The following is a 14,117-nucleotide window of genomic DNA, read 5'->3' as shown; positions in this document are numbered from 1 at the left end:
AATCTCACGGTGGCAGCCCACCCCCGGCCTTTCACGTCTTCTTGCTTTGGGCTATGGACACGGGCAAACCGGTGTCGATGTCGAAGGCTTCACCCCGCTTGGCCGCCTGGCGGAGGTCGGACAGGAAGCTTTCGGCAAGGGCCTTCGTGCGAAAGCTCCGAGACCTCTCCTTGCGCCCGACCGCCCAGCGGACCACGTAGGACGGTGCCTTGCTCGACTGGTTGCGTTTGATCTCCCACAGCTTGACGTCGTATGACAGGTTCACGACGCCTCCCGCAGGGAGTCGAGCCAGGCGGCGAGTTCGCTTCGGTAGACGCGGATCTCGCCGTTGGGCAGTTTCAGGCCGCGTGGGGCGTGGCCGAGTTCGCGCCAGCGGTAGAACGTCCGGCAGGAGACTCCGCCGAGTTCGCGGAGGATCTGCGGCACGGTGAGGAGTTCGTCATTCCGCTTCATACGGCGGCCTCCAGAGAGGCCAGGCCGAGGACGTAGAGGTGAAGGGAGCCGATGGGGATGAGGAGGCACCCGTCAGCGCGGATGGAATCGATGGCGCCGGAGTCGAGAAGCTGGTCGAGCTTGTTGGACGAGATCGCCAACGCCTCGGCGGCTTCTTCGACGGTCAGCAGGAGACCGGTCATAGGGCACCGCTCAGGCTGTCGGCGATGAGGGCGTCACCGAGGGAGAGGCCACGACCTACGTAGTCCCATGTAGCGACGAACTCGGCCGTTGTTTCGTCGAAGAGCGGGAGACGCGCGTGTGCGGTTCGTTCGGCGCGGATGTCGCCGATGTTCACCGAGTAGTGCCGGGAGCGGGTCGAGAAGTGCCCTCGGAAGCCGAGCATGTGAGCCTAGTGGGCGATGCTGAGATCTGCCGTCGCTTCCCGGCCGTTGAGGCGGAAGCATTCGGCGATGAGGCGTCGGGCGTGGTCGCGGACCGGGAGGGTGGCCAGGTCGTCGGTCAGCCGTATGGGCCGGTCGAGGGTGCCGACGCATTCGGCGGCTTTGGTGGCGTACTTGGCGACGTAAGCCGCTACCGCGGATTCGGTGAGGTCGCCTGATGCGGTGATGGGGCGGATGTCGAGTTGGGCGCCCCAGCGTAGGACACGGCCCGGTTCGTCGTCGAAGGCGGGTAGCTACGTCCGGGGGGTGAACATTTCTGTCGCGCTCATTCCCGCGCAAGAGAATTACGACTGGGGGACGAGTCAAGGGCTCGGGAGATTCTATTCACATGATCGAATCATCGACGAAGATGATTTCTTCCTTAGGTTGTACAATGCCGCCGGAAATCTTTTCAACAACTAGCTAATCCATGCTACAGTGCCTGCCCTGGGTGGGATCCCCGCACCCAGGGCAGGCATGCGTTTATAGGCAATTCTGAATAAATATGCCGAAATCCAGAGAGGGTAGAAGCAGTGACAACAGAAGGTCAGGGCCTTGCCGCCGTAGGTGATTACAATTGGGTTCCTCAGGCCCGGAAATTCGGCCAGGGGTTCTGTGCCTCTTTTATTTCCGGGCTTGCGTCCAGCGACGTTATCGAGCGACTCGAGTTGCGGGAAGAACCCGGTCGACAAGGGCCCGATACCGTCCAGATCGGAACCGTCGAAGGCGGAGCGATCATGATTGAATATGGGGGGCAGGCGGGGGTTCTCTTGCCCGTCATACGTCAGTTGTCTCAAGGAACGGAGATAGCGAGCGTTACGCGAAGCGACCACCATCGATCACGTTTCGTCCACGCACGGGATCGATATGTGATCTCGAGTTTCGATCCAATGTTTCCCGAGTGGCATACGAGCCGCGAGCCCGATGATCTTCGGCGAAATCTCGAGGACTTGGGGATGTTGGTGAGATCGAGCGGAGACGACGACGGGTTTTTCGACCAATATCTGGAAGGAGCGTTTGCATTGGCCGAACGATACACGGGCGTCAGATTACGAGACTACCATATTCATCAAGGGTTACCCCACCGGGCTTCAATCGCCCACTACTATCCAAGCGACTTTTTGTCTGAATTCGCCTGGACCCCCACGGCGCCCGCCGGGTCGGATGAGTACTGATCTTTGATTCATAATGTCGACTGCTGCTGCGAGAGTCAGGCAGGTCTGCGGTGGGGCGTCGGTCGACAAAGTAAGGTCGGTACTCGATTCTCTTCAGGCCACGCTTGATGACGCGGATGAACCGCACCGGGATCGATAGAGGCTACTCGATATCGTCTTGACTACCGTATCAGATGATTCTTGTGCATAGTAGAGGGTTTCATATTCGGCTGGCGGCATGTCACCGATGGCACTGTGAATACGACGGTGGTTGTACTAGTCAACCCATTCGAGGGTGGAGATTTCAAGGTCGTCGATGGTCTTCCAGAGCCCTTTCCTGCGGACAAGCTCAGTCTTGTAGAGCCCGATAATCGACTCCGCGAGCGTATTGTCGTACGAATCGCCGGTCGTGCCGACCGAACATTCAACGCCGGCCTCGATGAGTCTTCCGGTATAGCGAATCGAAGTGTATTGTGAACCCCGATCCGAGTGGTGAACGAGATTGCCGAGACGGTCATTCCGTGCCCAGATCGCCATCTCCAGCGCATCCAGCGGAAGATCGGTCGTCATGGACGACGCCGTACGCCAGCCGACAATCCGTCGGGAAAACACATCGACGACGAACGCGGTGTACACGGTGCCCGCCCAGGTGGCGCAATAGGTGAAATCCGCCACCCACAGCCGATTCGGCGCCGCGGCCGAAACTCCCGCTTGACCAGGTCCGGGGCAAGCCGGGCGTCCGGATCGGCCACCGTGGTACGCCTGGTCTTCCCGCGCACCGCACCGGAAATACCCAGCTCACGCATCAATCGCTCGACCGTGCACCGGGCGACGTCAACGCCTTCGCGGTTCAGCTGCCGCCAGATCTTCCGAGCCCCGTAGACGCCGAGGTTCTCCTCAAACACCCGGCTGATCTGTGATTTCAGCTCCGCATCGCGTACCGATCGCGCCGACGGCGGCCGGGTGAGGGCGGCGTAATAGGTGGACGGAGCGATCTCCAATTCGCGGCAGATCGGCTCGACTCCGAACTCTTTCTTGTTCTCGTCGATGAATGCGACTAGGGACTGTCTGATAAATGATCACGGCCGGTGCGGTTAGATGATCCTTCGTGGTGCGACGTGGCGAGCTGACCGACAATGCCTGGCGGCAAATCGAACCGCTGCTGCCCGCAGTGGACGGCCGGGGGCGTCCCTGGCGGAATCACCGCGAGGTCATCAACGGGATCCTGTGGAGACTGCGGACCGGAGCGCCCTGGCGGGACATCCCCGAACGCTACGGCCCCTGGCAGACGTGCTCCGAGCGTTTCGCCCGCTGGGACAACGACGGCACCTGGGCTCGCCTGCTGGAGGAAATGCAGGTCAAGGACGACTCGATCGGCACCGTCGAGTTGACCGTCAGCATCGATTCCACGATCGCCCGCGCCCACCAGCATGCCGCCGGAGCACGAAAAAGGGGGGCGACGACGGGACGATCGATATCAGGTAGGCCCAGAAGCGGCAGGCTCTCGGACGGTCCCGAGGCGGGCTCACCACCAAGCTCCACCTGATCACCGAGACGCGCGGCCTGCCCGTGACCCTGCATGTCACCGGCGGGAACGTGGCCGACTGCACCGCCTTCGAAACGGTGATGGCCAAGTTCCGGCTCCGCCGCCGGATCGGCCGTCCGCGTACCCGGCCCCATCGCCTCATGGGCGATAAGGGCTACTCCTCCAAGAAGATCCGCCTCTACCTGCGCCGACGCGGTATAGGGGCGGTCATCCCCGAGCGCCGGGATCAGAAGGCCAATCGCAAACGCAAGGGCAGCCGCGGGGGCCGCCCTCCGGCCTTCGACGCCCAGGCCTACAAGAACCGCAACCTCGTCGAGCGGTGTTTCGCCAAGCTCAAGCAGTGGCGGGCAATCGCCACCCGCTTCGACAAGCTGGCCAGCCGTTACCTCACCGGCACCGTCATCGCGTCCCTGATGCTCTGGCTCCGCCAAGCCGAATTGTCAGACACCCCCTCGTCCAGGCGATCCCGAGCACGACCCGTTCCGGGGAAGAGTGCTCAGCTTCGGCTTCAGCGAGCACCGCGAGAACGAGCTGCTGACCTTCCTGCCACGCCCCGAGCTCACCCAGGACGAGGTGGTCCTGCCCACCGGCCGCCTGGAGGCGATCGAGGAGCACGTCGTCGGCATCGCCCGGGAGGCCGGGCAGCTGCTGGAGGCAGGCCAGCATCTGCGGCGCGGTCGCCGATCGCCACCTGATAAGTCTTGACGATCACACCGGTTAGCCGCTCGCATGCCCCATGCCGCGGACCGTAGCCGCCCGACGGGTCCTCCAGCTGGGAACCAATCTGCTTGCTCAAGGCCCGCCTCGACCCGCTCTGACGCGCATCGGTCACGCGTGCTGGCTCCAGTACAGCGGGTCGACCAGGTCGCGGAACTCTTCGTCGGACATTCCGAGTTGGGCCAGTCGCGCACGGGCGGCGTCCCAGACCGGGCGGGCCTTGCCGGTGCCGTTCTCGTGCCGCAGGGCGTTGCCCAGCGCGATCAGGCTCCGGGCGGCGCCGGGGCGGTGGCCGGTCTGCTCGTGGAGGGCGATGGCGTCCGATGCCCGGCTGAGGGCCAGCGCGGTCTCGCCCCGCGTGAGGTGAATCTCGGAGGCGGCGGTCATCGCCTGGGCCGCGAGGACGCGGTGGCCGGTGCCGCGCGCCAGCGCGAGGGCCGCGGTGGCGTAGTCCAGGGACTGCTCGTCGCCCAGCCGGTGGCCTGCCCGGGCGAGGCCGATCAACGCGGTGATCTCGGGGACGCGCTCTCCGGCGTCGCGGGCGATCCGCAACGTCTCGTGGTCGGTGTAGAACGCCTGCTGGTGGTCACCCAGGTGGAAATGTACGGTCCCGAGGACGGTCCTGGCCCGGACCTGGAGGCGTAGGTGGCCGATCTCCTGGGCGACGGCGATGGCCTCCTGCGCGAGCTCGTGCGCGCGAGGCAGCCGGCCGGTGTCGCAGTGGACCGCGGCGAGCCGATGGAGCGATTCCGACTCACCGAGCCGGTCGCCGACCTCCCGCTCCAGGGCGCACGCCTGGTCGAGGTGGCTCTCGGCCAGGCGGAAGTCGCCCGCGACGCAGTACACCGCGCCCAGGTCCGAGAGCGTGTGCGACTCGCCGGATCGGGAGCCGATCCGCCGATAGAGCTCCAGCGCGCGGGCGAGGTGGTGGGCCGCCTCGGCGGTCCGGCCCAGCTCGTAGCAGACCTGGCCGAGGTTGCTCGACTGTACGGCCTGGCCGCCGACGTTGCCGGCCTCCTCGTTGGCCCGAAACGACCGCGCGTAGCCGTCGGCGGCCTGGTCCAGCCGCCCGGAGTAGAAGTGCACGGAAGCGAGCGCGCCCAGGGTGGCGGCCTGGCAGTCCACCCACCCGGCCTCTTCGGCGTACTCCAGCGCTTTCGTGTAGTGGTCGATCGCCTCCTTCTCCCGGCTGTGCCGTACGTGCAGCCAGGCCAGGCCGAGTTCGAGCACGGCGGCGGGCCGGCACTCGCCGGCCGCGCGGGCCGCGGCCAGCGCGGCCTCGGCGCAGGCCGACCAGTCGACGGCGAGCATCCGCATGGAGAAGTAGCCGCGCAGCGCGGCGGCGAGGGTCCAGGCGACATGCGGGGGGCCGTCCGCCGCGGCCCGGATGACGGCGGCGACGAGGTTCTCCCGTTCGGCCTCCAGCCAGTCGGCGGCGGCCTTGCTGTCCTCGAAGCTGTCCTCGAAGCTGTCCTCGAACTCGTGCTCGTGGCGGGAGCCCGAGGCCGGTCGCGGCAGCCGGAGCACCTCGGGGTAGAGCAGGTCGGCGGCGGCGTCGGCCAGGCCGAGGAGGTGGTCGTAGAGCCGGGTCAGGGCCGCCCGCGTGCCGGCCGCGCCGTCCTCGCGTGCCGCGCGCTCCACGGCGTACGCGCGCAGCAGGTCGTGCATGGCGGAGCGGCCGGTGGGAGAGCGGTCGACGAGATGCGCGCCCGCCAGCAGCGTGGCCGCTTCGGCCGCCTCGCCGGTCGAGATCCCGGCCAGCGCCGCGAGGGCGGGAATCGAGATGTCGCCGCCGGGGGCCGTACCCATCAGGCGGAAGACCCGCTGGACGGGCTGCGGCTGGGCGTCGAGGGAGAGGTCGAAGCTGACGCGGACCGCCGCCGAGGGGTCTCCCGCGATCTCCAGGTGGTTCAGGCGGTCCGCGGCCAGGCGGGTCACGGCCGTACGGATGGTGAGCTCGGGATGGGTGGTCAGGTCGGCGGCGGCGATGCGCAGCGCCAGCGGGAGGTGGGCGCAGAGCCCGGCCAGCTCACCGGCGGCGCCCGGGTCGGCCTCGACCCTGTCCCGCCCGAGGACGCGGCCGAGCAGAACGAGCGACTCGGCCGCCGGGAGCGGAGCCAGCACGACCGGATGCGCGCCGTTGAGCGCGACCAGCCCGCGGAGCTCGTCCCGGCTGGTGATCAGCGCCATGCCGCTGGCGGGCAGGAGCGGGCGCACCTGATCGGGCGTCCCGGCGTCGTCCAGCAGGACCAGAATGCGCCGCCCGGAAGTCAATGAACGGTACATCGCCGCCAGCTCGTCCAGGTCGCGCGGGATCTGCTCGGGCGGAACCTCGAGCGAGCGGAGGAAGCCCGCGAGCGCGTACCCGGGTGCCATGGACGATTCGGCGGAGTGCCCGCGCAAGTTGGCGTAGAGCTGCCCGTCGGGGAAGTGCGCGGCGGCCCGGTGCGCCCAGTGCACGGCGAGGGCCGTCTTGCCCACCCCGGCGGCGCCCACGACCGTGGCGGTGACGGGTGCCGGAAGGCGCCGCCCCGCGGGCCGTAGGGCGTCCAGCCGGGCGAGCTGCTCGGCCCGGCCCACGAAGACGCCTGCCGGCGGCGGCAGCTGCGCCACCCGCGGCCACGGGCGCTCACCTGCGGGCTCGCGTGACGGCGCGGGAGCGGGCACGCGCGCGGAACCGACGAAGCGGTCGCGGTCGTCGTCCGCGAGCCCGAAGGCGTCCGCGAGCAGGCGGAGCGTGGTCGGCCGCGGGCTGCCCACGCGGCCGGACTCGATGTCGCGTATCGCCCGTACGCTCAGGCCGGACCTGTCCGCGAGTTCTTCCTGGGTCAGGCCGAGCCGACGCCGGTGCGTGATCACTAGCGCAGCGGTCATCCTGGTCATCCTGCTGGATTCGGGGCGCGAAGCCGCATTATGACATCGGCCCGCCCCGTCAGGCACGAATCAACTGCCGGTCAACTGCCTGTCCGCGACATCCTCGGCGGATCACCATAATCTGATGACCACGGACTTCGGCGTTCTTGGCACAGTGCAGGTGCGCCACGGGGAAGCGCACGTCGTGATCGGCGCCGCGATGGTGCGCCGGCTGCTGGCCGTCCTGCTGTGCCGGCCGGGCCGTGCCGTCGCGGTGCCCACGCTGATCGAGGCGTTGTGGGGCGACGCGCCGCCTCGGGGCTCGCACAAGACCGTCCAGGTGTACGTGCGGCGCCTCCGGCAGCTGATCGGCGAACAGGGGCGCATCGCGTACGGCCCGGGCGGCTACGCCGTGGTCGTCGCGCCCGGCGAGCTGGACGCGCTGCGCTTCGCCGAGCTGACCGCGGACGCGCGCGCCGCCGTCGAACGGGGCTCCCTGGAGGCGGCCCGCGTGCTCTTCCGCCAGGGGCTCGCCCTCTGGCGCGGCCCCGCGTTCGACGACATCGAGGAGCCGCTTCTGGTCGCCGCCGAGGCCCGGCGGCTGGAGGAGGAGCACCTGCGCGTCCACGAGGACTGCGCCGCCGTCACGCTCGCCCTCGGCCGGCATGACGAGGTGTCGGCCGAACTCGCCCCGCTGGCCGCGCTCCACCCGTACCGTGAGCGGCTCTGCGCCTTTCTCATGCTCGCCCTGTGCCACACCGGGCGGCGGGCCGAGGCGCTGGAGATCTATCACCGCACGAGTACGGCGCTGCGCGAGGAGCTCGGGGTGGCGCCCGGCCGGCTACTCACGAGCGTGCACGAAGCCGTCCTTGACGACGGCGCGGTGACGCTGCCGGGCGAGACGCTTCCGGCCGTCCGGCACACCTTCGGGGCGGACCCGGTTTCACCCCATTTCCTGCCGCCCGATCTTGCCGACTTCGCCGGGCGGCAGGAGCAGGCCGAGGCGCTGCGCCGCGCGCTGGCCGCCGGCGCAGCCATGGCGGTGGTGGTCGGCGGGGCGGGGACCGGCAAGACCGCGCTGGCCGTCCACGTGGCCCATCGGCTGCGCGAGCAGTTCCCCGATGGCCAGCTCTATGCCGAACTGGGTGGGTCCGGCGACCGGCCGGTCGCCCCTGGCCGTGTGCTCGGCCGCTTCCTCGTGCCGCTGGGGGCGGACTGCCGTACGCTCCCGGCCACGCAGGAGGAGCGGCAGGAGGCATATCGGGCGCTGACCGCGGCCCGGCGGGTGCTCGTGATCCTGGACGACGCCGCGAGCGAGGCGCAGGTCCGGCCGTTGATCCCGAGCGGCCCGCACTGCGCGGTGCTGGTCACGAGCCGCCGCAGGCTGGCCGCGCTGAGCGCCCGGCCGACGATGCGGCTGTCCGTGCTCGACCCGGCGGCGGCGCGGGAGCTGTTCGCGAGGGTGGCGGGCGAGCCTGGCGCGGACGAATGGGCGGCCGCCGAGATCGTCCGGCTCTGCGACCGGCTTCCCCTGGCGCTGCGGATCGCGGGCGCCCGGGTGGCCGGGGACGAGCATCTGAGCCTGACCCGTCTCGCGTCCCGGCTGCGGGCGGAGCCGTCCCGCCTCGACGAGCTCACCGCGGGGGACCTGTCCGTACGGGACCGCCTCAGGTCGAGCTACGCCGCGCTCGGCGAGCCGACCCGGCGGGCGTACCGGCTGCTCGGCCTGCTCGACGTCCCCGACTTCGCGTCCTGGGTCCCGGCCGCGCTGCTCGACGTCTCTCTGGAGGAGGCGGAGGCGCTGACCGAGGAGCTGCTCGACGTCCACCTGCTGGACTGCACCGGCGCCGACGCGTGCGGCCGGCCGCGCTATCGCCTGTCCGATCTCGTACGGCTGCACGCCCGCGAACGCGCCGCCGCCGAAGAACCGCCCGAACCGCGGGCGGGGGCGGTGCGGCGGGCGATCGGCGGCTGGCTCGCGCTCGCCGAGGCCGCGGACCGTTCCCTCCCCGAACGCCTCACCTGGGACATCGGCGGCGTGGCCGCCCGCTGGTACATGACGCCGGCGCGGGCCAGGGGCCTCGTCCTGGACGCCCTCGACTGGTTCGACGTCGAACGCGCCGCCATCAGGGCGTGCGTCGCGCAGGCCGCCGCGTCCGGGCAGCACGAGCTGGCCTGGGAGCTCGCGGCCCGCTCGGTCAACTACTACGCCGCGCGAGGGCTGCACGAGGACTGGGCGGACACCCATGAGCGCGCCCTGCGCGCCTGCCGGCACGCGGACAACCTGTGGGGCGAAGAGATCATGGCGCGCAACCTGGCCACGTTGCGTACGGCCCGGCTGACCGCCGAGCTATGACGGCATCCGGTGGATCACGACGCCGAGCACCCGGTCGTACGGCACATACCCCCACGCACGGGAGTCACGGCTGGCCGGGTTGTCGCCGAGGACGACGAGCCGCCGGGCGGGGACCAGGCTCCCCGGCGGCGCGTCGACCCGCGCCGCGACCGAGTCCGGCACGGTCTCACCAGGGATCGCGGCGACCCGCTTGATGAACCAGTCGGTGGCGCCGAGCCGGGGCGGCGCCAGCCCCCACATGTGGGCGGACTGGAACACCACCACCTGGCCACGCCGCAGCCTGCCCGCGCCGCCCCGCCGGACGAGGACGCGGTCGCCCGGATGGTACGCGGGCGTCATGCTCGTCCCCGCGACCTGGACGACGACCAGGAGCCGCCGCGCCACGAGCACCGCGGCGACCAGCACGCCGGCGATCAGGTATCCCATCGGCCCAGTGTCGCCGCGCCCGGTGTCGCGCCGGTTACGCGGGCTCGCGCGTCACCCGTCACCGCCGCGCAGCCGGCGCCGTCCATCGTGTGGGGCGGCCCGACAGGGCCGGTCACCATCCGAAAGGAGCGATGCATGACCCGGACAATCGCGCGAATGGGGGACAGGCTCCTCAGCGCGTTCCTGCCGAAGACCGAGGCCCAGGCGGACCTGTGCTACGAGTCTTCCCCCAGCGGCGGCTGTAACCACTACAAGCAGTGCTACCCCAACCCCACGGGCAACATCTGCCTGGCCTACGCCCGGGCGACGTGCGGCAGCTGGACCTACCTCGGCCGGTGCTGACGGTATGAACCCACGGCTCCGGACCCATGGCGGCTCCGGAGCCACCACCACGATCGGAAGGGGAAACGCTCATGACCATCGGTCTGTCCGCCGTGCTCGTCCTGTGCGGGCTCGTCGCCGTCAACCTGGTGCTGACCGGCGGGATCATCAGGAAACTGCGCGAATATGAGCGGGAGAGGGCCGGGCACACCGACGGCTGGCAGCCGGGTCTGGCCGACGGGGCGAAGGTCCCCTCGTTCACCGCCGCCACGACCACGGGCGAGACGGTCGACGAGGAGATCCTGCGCGACGGCGTCACCTTGGTGGGGTTCTTCTCCACCGACTGCGGGTCGTGCCTGCCGAAGGCCCCCGACTTCGCCGACACCGCCGCGTCCACCCCGGCGCTCGCCGTCGTCTCGGCGGGGCGTACGGCCGCGGACGACCTGCGGCAGGCGCTGGACGCGGTCGGCAAGGTGGTCGTCGAAGCGGAGGGCGGCCCCGTGGCCACGGCCTTCGCGGTCGCCGCCTATCCGTTGTTCTTCCTGGTCGGGCCGGACGGCGCGGTCCTGGCCTCCGGCCACGAACTCGACCCGCTGCGGCGCCTCGCGCGGGCATGAGGTCACCGGGGACGGGGGCCGCGCTGCTCGCCGTCGGATCGCTTGTCTGGCAGGCTGGGCCGGTCCTCGCCACAGCCCAGCTCGCCGGGGCGATCATCGGCGGCGCGGCGCCCGTCGCGCTCGCCTGGCTGACCAAGCTGCTGATCGACCGGCTCACCATGGGGTCCGGGCCGAGCCCGCTCGTGCTGGCCCTGCTGCTCGCGGTCGCCGGGGGCGTGCTGGCCCTGCTGCCGCACCTCACCGGCTTTGTCCAGGCTGAGCAGCAGCGCCGGATCGTTCGCCGGACCAGCGACGAGCTGTTCACGGCCGTGTCCCGGATCACGGGGCTCGCCCGGCTGGAGGACCCCGAGTTCCGCGACCGCCTCCAGCTGGCTCAGCAGTCCGGCCAGGCGACCCCGCAGATCGTGGTGAACGCGCTGCTCAGCCTGCTCAGCGGTGCCGTGACCCTGGTGGGGTTCGCCGGGGCCGTCAGCACCTTCAGCCTGTGGCTCACGCTGGTCGTGGCCGCCGCCGCCGTGCCCGACGTGATCGTCCAGCTTCGGCTCAGCAGGGCGCGTACGCGGATGATGTGGGAGATCGCGCCCCTCGAACGCCGCAGGATCTTCTACCAGCTGCTCCTGCTGGACCTCCAGGCGGCCAAGGAAATCCGGCTGTTCGGGATCAGCGGCTTCCTGCGCGGCCGGATGCTCGCCGAACTCGACGCCGGACAGCGCGCCGAGCGCCGCGTCGACACCGTCGCGGTCCGCCGGAACGGCGCGCTCACCCTGCTCGCCGCCGTCGTCGCGGGCGGCGCGCTGATCTCGATGGTGGCGCAGATCGGGGCCGGTCGGGCCGGCGTCGGCGACCTGGCGGTCCTCACCGCCGCCGTGGCGGGCGTACTGTCCTGCCTGTCGTCGATGACGGTCCAACTCGGCCAGCTCCAGCAGGCGCTCACCCTCGTGCACCACTACGAGCATGTCGTACGCGCGCAGGCTGACCTGCCGGAACCGGCCCCCGCGGGGGTCGTCGCCACGCTGCGGCGCGGCATCGAGGTGCGCGACGTCTGGTTCCGTTACGGCTCCGGCCTTCCGTGGGTGCTCAGCGGCCTGAGCCTGACCATTCCGTACGGGAAGGCCGTCGCCCTGGTAGGGCTCAACGGCGCGGGCAAGAGCACGCTCGTCAAGTTGTTGTGCCGGCTGTACGACCCCGACCGCGGCGGCATCCACTGGGACGGCGCCGACGTGCGCGACCTGCCCGTCGACGGCCTCCGCCGCCGGATCGGCGCGGTCTTCCAGGACTTTGTCGCGTACGACCTGACCGCCGCCGAGAACATCGCCATCGGCGACCTGACCGCGCTGGACTCTTCCGAGTCTTTCGGGCGGATCCAGGTCGCGGCGAGCCAGGCGGGCGTCCACGAGGCGCTCGCCGGACTGCCGCTCGGATACGAGACCGTCCTGTCCCGTTTCTTCGCCGCGGGACCGGGAGACGAGGCCGGTCAGGGCGTGCTCTTGTCCGGCGGGCAGTGGCAGCGGGTGGCCATCGCCCGGGCCCTGCTCCGCGCCGAATCGGCGGACCTGCTCATCCTGGACGAGCCGAGCTCCGGCCTGGATCCTGACGCCGAATACGCGATCGCCGAGCAACTGCGCGCCGGCCGCGCCGGCCGTACCAGCCTGCTGATCTCCCACCGGCTCAACACCGTACGCCAAGCTGATCACATCATCGTGCTCGCCAAGGGCAAGGTCGCCGAGGAGGGCACCCACGACCAGCTGATGGCATTGGGCGGCGAGTACGCCCGCCTGTTCACCCGCCAGGCCGCTGGCTTCCAGGAGCCTGCGGCGCTTCACTGAGGGCGGGAAACGTTCCGGCCCGATTCAGATTTCAGCAGGTCAAATGCCCGGAAACGTTACTCGGCGTGAGTGGGGACGCTACGCGCTTCCTTTTCGAAATAGCGGTTTGCTGCTCTAGGCCTTGACGGACATCGCCACCGATTCAAGGAGAGTCATTGTCATCCATCGCCATCAGGACCGGCGTTCTCCTCACCGTCGGCTTTCTACTGATCGTAGGCCTGGGCCCCATACAGCAAGCGGCCTTCGCCGCCAGGGTGACCGCCACCTGCAATAATTCAGCAACGGACGCGGCGACCATCAACTCGGCCATCTCATCGAGCGCGGTGGGTGACGAAATCGTCATCGACGGGCCGTGCTCCATCACCGCCACCATCGTCCTGTCACCCAGCCGCTCCTACCGGGGCGACAGCCGGAGCACCGTACTCAAGCAGGCCAACGGTGCCAATCTCGCCGCACTCATGGCGTCCGCCGGATGGGTCAACAACACGACGACCACCGACACGCCCGTTTCGGTGCGAAGCCTGACGCTGGATGGAAACAAGGCCAACAACTCCGCCGCGACGATCGGCCTGGTCGTGCGATCCTGGCAGACCACAATCGAGGATCTGCAGGTGCTGGCGTTCGGCGGCAACGGCATCCGCGTAACCAACGAGAGCGTGAACGGCACCCAGATCACCAATACTCAGGTCAACGGCCGAATCGCCAACGTCTTCGTCACCGGCTCCGACAGTTCCGGCATCTGGGTCCAGGACAGCGGCAACGCGGTCACCGACTGGTATCTCGTCGATAACTGGATCGCCGATTCCGGGGCCGACGGAATTCACCTGGACAACGCCGCCGGCTGGGTCGTCGAGCGCAACCATGTGTACGGCGTGGCCAACAACGCCATCTACGCCAACCGCACGTTCGGCACCAGCGTCTCAGACAACTACATCGAGGATTTCGGCCAGAACAGCACCACCGGCACCTACTACGGAATCAACGCCACGGTTCAGGGGGACGCCGCCACGACCATCAACGGAAATCGCGTCTTCAATTTCCAGAACGAGGTCGCCGGCTCCACCTACCGCTATCTCGGGATCTCCCAGGTGAACTACAACTCAGGCTTCGCCACCGTCGCGGACAATGTCATCCGCGGCAAGGGCACGACCGGCACCGGCCTGTATTACAGCAAGGGGGGCGCCACCGCGCTCACCGTCGTCTCCACGGGCAACAACGTGACCGGGGTCGCCACCCAGCGCAGCGTGGGCGCTGGCGTGACTGTCACCGCGGGCCTCTGACCATCCGATGAGATCCCGGCCCCCCGCGGGGGAGGGCCGGGATCTCGCCATTGCCCAACACGACGACTCGGAAACCCCGTGGTGAGGAGAGCATCATTGCCACTGCGGGGCCGATTATTCATGTCCAGGCCAAGCTGCATGTCGGT

General features: G+C 69.2%; 12 protein-coding genes and 3 pseudogenes. 8 read left to right on the top strand and 7 right to left on the bottom strand.

Features of this window, described 5'->3' with window-relative positions; genetic code table 11:
- Positions 1 to 31 precede the first annotated feature (31 nt).
- From Amac_RS09970 to Amac_RS57690, 4 genes and pseudogenes are all read right to left on the bottom strand, one after another.
- Complete coding sequence (locus Amac_RS09970; RefSeq protein ID WP_246268207.1) at positions 32 to 265, bottom strand: hypothetical protein; 234 nt, start codon at positions 263 to 265, stop codon at positions 32 to 34.
- A complete protein-coding gene (locus Amac_RS09965) occupies positions 262 to 453 on the bottom strand; it encodes a helix-turn-helix transcriptional regulator (protein ID WP_155354029.1) in 192 nt (63 codons plus the stop codon). The genes Amac_RS09970 and Amac_RS09965 overlap by 4 nt, the downstream gene beginning before the upstream one ends.
- Entirely contained in the window at positions 450 to 635 is a 186-nt protein-coding gene (locus Amac_RS09960) for a helix-turn-helix domain-containing protein (protein WP_155354028.1), read from the bottom strand. The genes Amac_RS09965 and Amac_RS09960 overlap by 4 nt, the downstream gene beginning before the upstream one ends.
- Positions 632 to 1,063 (bottom strand): annotated as a pseudogene (locus tag Amac_RS57690) (replication initiator). The gene Amac_RS09960 and the pseudogene Amac_RS57690 overlap by 4 nt, the downstream one beginning before the upstream one ends.
- A gap of 345 nt (positions 1,064 to 1,408) precedes the next feature.
- Between Amac_RS57690 and Amac_RS09945 the strand changes: the two are divergent.
- Positions 1,409 to 2,050, top strand: coding sequence for a DUF6461 domain-containing protein (locus Amac_RS09945; RefSeq protein WP_155354025.1), 642 nt, complete (start codon positions 1,409 to 1,411; stop codon positions 2,048 to 2,050).
- 93 nt (positions 2,051 to 2,143) lie between these two features.
- Here Amac_RS09945 and Amac_RS56000 read toward each other — a convergent pair.
- Positions 2,144 to 3,081 (bottom strand): annotated as a pseudogene (locus Amac_RS56000) (IS3 family transposase); the annotation flags it as partial.
- Between the two features lie 59 nt (positions 3,082 to 3,140).
- Between Amac_RS56000 and Amac_RS09930 the strand changes: the two are divergent.
- Together Amac_RS09930 and Amac_RS09925 are read left to right on the top strand one after the other, a co-directional pair.
- Positions 3,141 to 4,000 (top strand): annotated as a pseudogene (locus tag Amac_RS09930) (IS5 family transposase); the annotation flags it as partial.
- A 67-nt stretch (positions 4,001 to 4,067) separates the two neighbouring features.
- Positions 4,068 to 4,280, top strand: a complete 213-nt coding sequence (locus Amac_RS09925) for a hypothetical protein (protein ID WP_218041002.1) — start codon at positions 4,068 to 4,070, stop codon at positions 4,278 to 4,280.
- 123 nt (positions 4,281 to 4,403) lie between these two features.
- Here Amac_RS09925 and Amac_RS09920 read toward each other — a convergent pair whose 3' ends face one another.
- Positions 4,404 to 7,166: an ATP-binding protein gene (locus Amac_RS09920; RefSeq protein WP_170322410.1), complete on the bottom strand. Its 2,763-nt coding sequence runs from the start codon at positions 7,164 to 7,166 to the stop codon at positions 4,404 to 4,406.
- A gap of 124 nt (positions 7,167 to 7,290) precedes the next feature.
- On the opposite strand from Amac_RS09920, the gene Amac_RS09915 reads away from it, so the two are divergent.
- The gene (locus Amac_RS09915) at positions 7,291 to 9,501 is read left to right on the top strand and encodes an AfsR/SARP family transcriptional regulator (protein WP_155354022.1); all 2,211 of its coding nucleotides are present in this window, start codon (positions 7,291 to 7,293) and stop codon (positions 9,499 to 9,501) included.
- On the opposite strand, the gene Amac_RS09910 is transcribed toward Amac_RS09915, so the two are convergent.
- Positions 9,496 to 9,927 (bottom strand): S26 family signal peptidase, encoded by a 432-nt coding sequence (locus Amac_RS09910; RefSeq protein WP_155354021.1) that lies wholly within the window; start codon positions 9,925 to 9,927, stop codon positions 9,496 to 9,498. The genes Amac_RS09915 and Amac_RS09910 overlap by 6 nt on opposite strands.
- Before the next feature lie 135 nt (positions 9,928 to 10,062).
- Between Amac_RS09910 and Amac_RS09905 the strand changes: the two genes are divergently transcribed.
- From Amac_RS09905 to Amac_RS09890, 4 genes are all read left to right on the top strand, one after another.
- Positions 10,063 to 10,269: a hypothetical protein gene (locus Amac_RS09905; protein WP_155354020.1), complete on the top strand. Its 207-nt coding sequence runs from the start codon at positions 10,063 to 10,065 to the stop codon at positions 10,267 to 10,269.
- Positions 10,270 to 10,340: 71 nt separating this feature from the next.
- Positions 10,341 to 10,865: a TlpA family protein disulfide reductase gene (locus tag Amac_RS09900; RefSeq protein ID WP_155354019.1), complete on the top strand. Its 525-nt coding sequence runs from the start codon at positions 10,341 to 10,343 to the stop codon at positions 10,863 to 10,865.
- A complete protein-coding gene (locus Amac_RS09895) occupies positions 10,862 to 12,691 on the top strand; it encodes an ABC transporter ATP-binding protein (RefSeq protein ID WP_155354018.1) in 1,830 nt (609 codons plus the stop codon). The genes Amac_RS09900 and Amac_RS09895 overlap by 4 nt, the downstream gene beginning before the upstream one ends.
- 155 nt (positions 12,692 to 12,846) lie before the next feature.
- Complete coding sequence (locus tag Amac_RS09890; protein ID WP_218040984.1) at positions 12,847 to 13,971, top strand: right-handed parallel beta-helix repeat-containing protein; 1,125 nt, start codon at positions 12,847 to 12,849, stop codon at positions 13,969 to 13,971.
- Positions 13,972 to 14,117: the final 146 nt, after the last annotated feature.

It is taken from the genome of Acrocarpospora macrocephala (assembly GCF_009687865.1).
In the GTDB taxonomy this organism is placed as follows: domain Bacteria; phylum Actinomycetota; class Actinomycetes; order Streptosporangiales; family Streptosporangiaceae; genus Acrocarpospora; species Acrocarpospora macrocephala.
Note: the sequence above shows the minus strand (reverse complement) of the source record. Positions and strands in the feature narration are given on the sequence as shown.

Bases quoted from the DNA above. Each gene is read 5' to 3' on its own strand.
- Amac_RS09965 (WP_155354029.1), bottom strand. From the start codon at position 453: ATGAAGCGGAATGACGAACTCCTCACCGTGCCGCAGATCCTCCGCGAA.
- Amac_RS09960 (WP_155354028.1), bottom strand. From the start codon at position 635: ATGACCGGTCTCCTGCTGACCGTCGAAGAAGCCGCCGAGGCGTTGGCG.
- Amac_RS09920 (WP_170322410.1), bottom strand. From the start codon at position 7,166: ATGACCGCTGCGCTAGTGATCACGCACCGGCGTCGGCTCGGCCTGACC.
- Amac_RS09915 (WP_155354022.1), top strand. From the start codon at position 7,291: ATGACCACGGACTTCGGCGTTCTTGGCACAGTGCAGGTGCGCCACGGG.
- Amac_RS09910 (WP_155354021.1), bottom strand. From the start codon at position 9,927: ATGGGATACCTGATCGCCGGCGTGCTGGTCGCCGCGGTGCTCGTGGCG.
- Amac_RS09905 (WP_155354020.1), top strand. From the start codon at position 10,063: ATGACCCGGACAATCGCGCGAATGGGGGACAGGCTCCTCAGCGCGTTC.
- Amac_RS09900 (WP_155354019.1), top strand. From the start codon at position 10,341: ATGACCATCGGTCTGTCCGCCGTGCTCGTCCTGTGCGGGCTCGTCGCC.
- Amac_RS09895 (WP_155354018.1), top strand. From the start codon at position 10,862: ATGAGGTCACCGGGGACGGGGGCCGCGCTGCTCGCCGTCGGATCGCTT.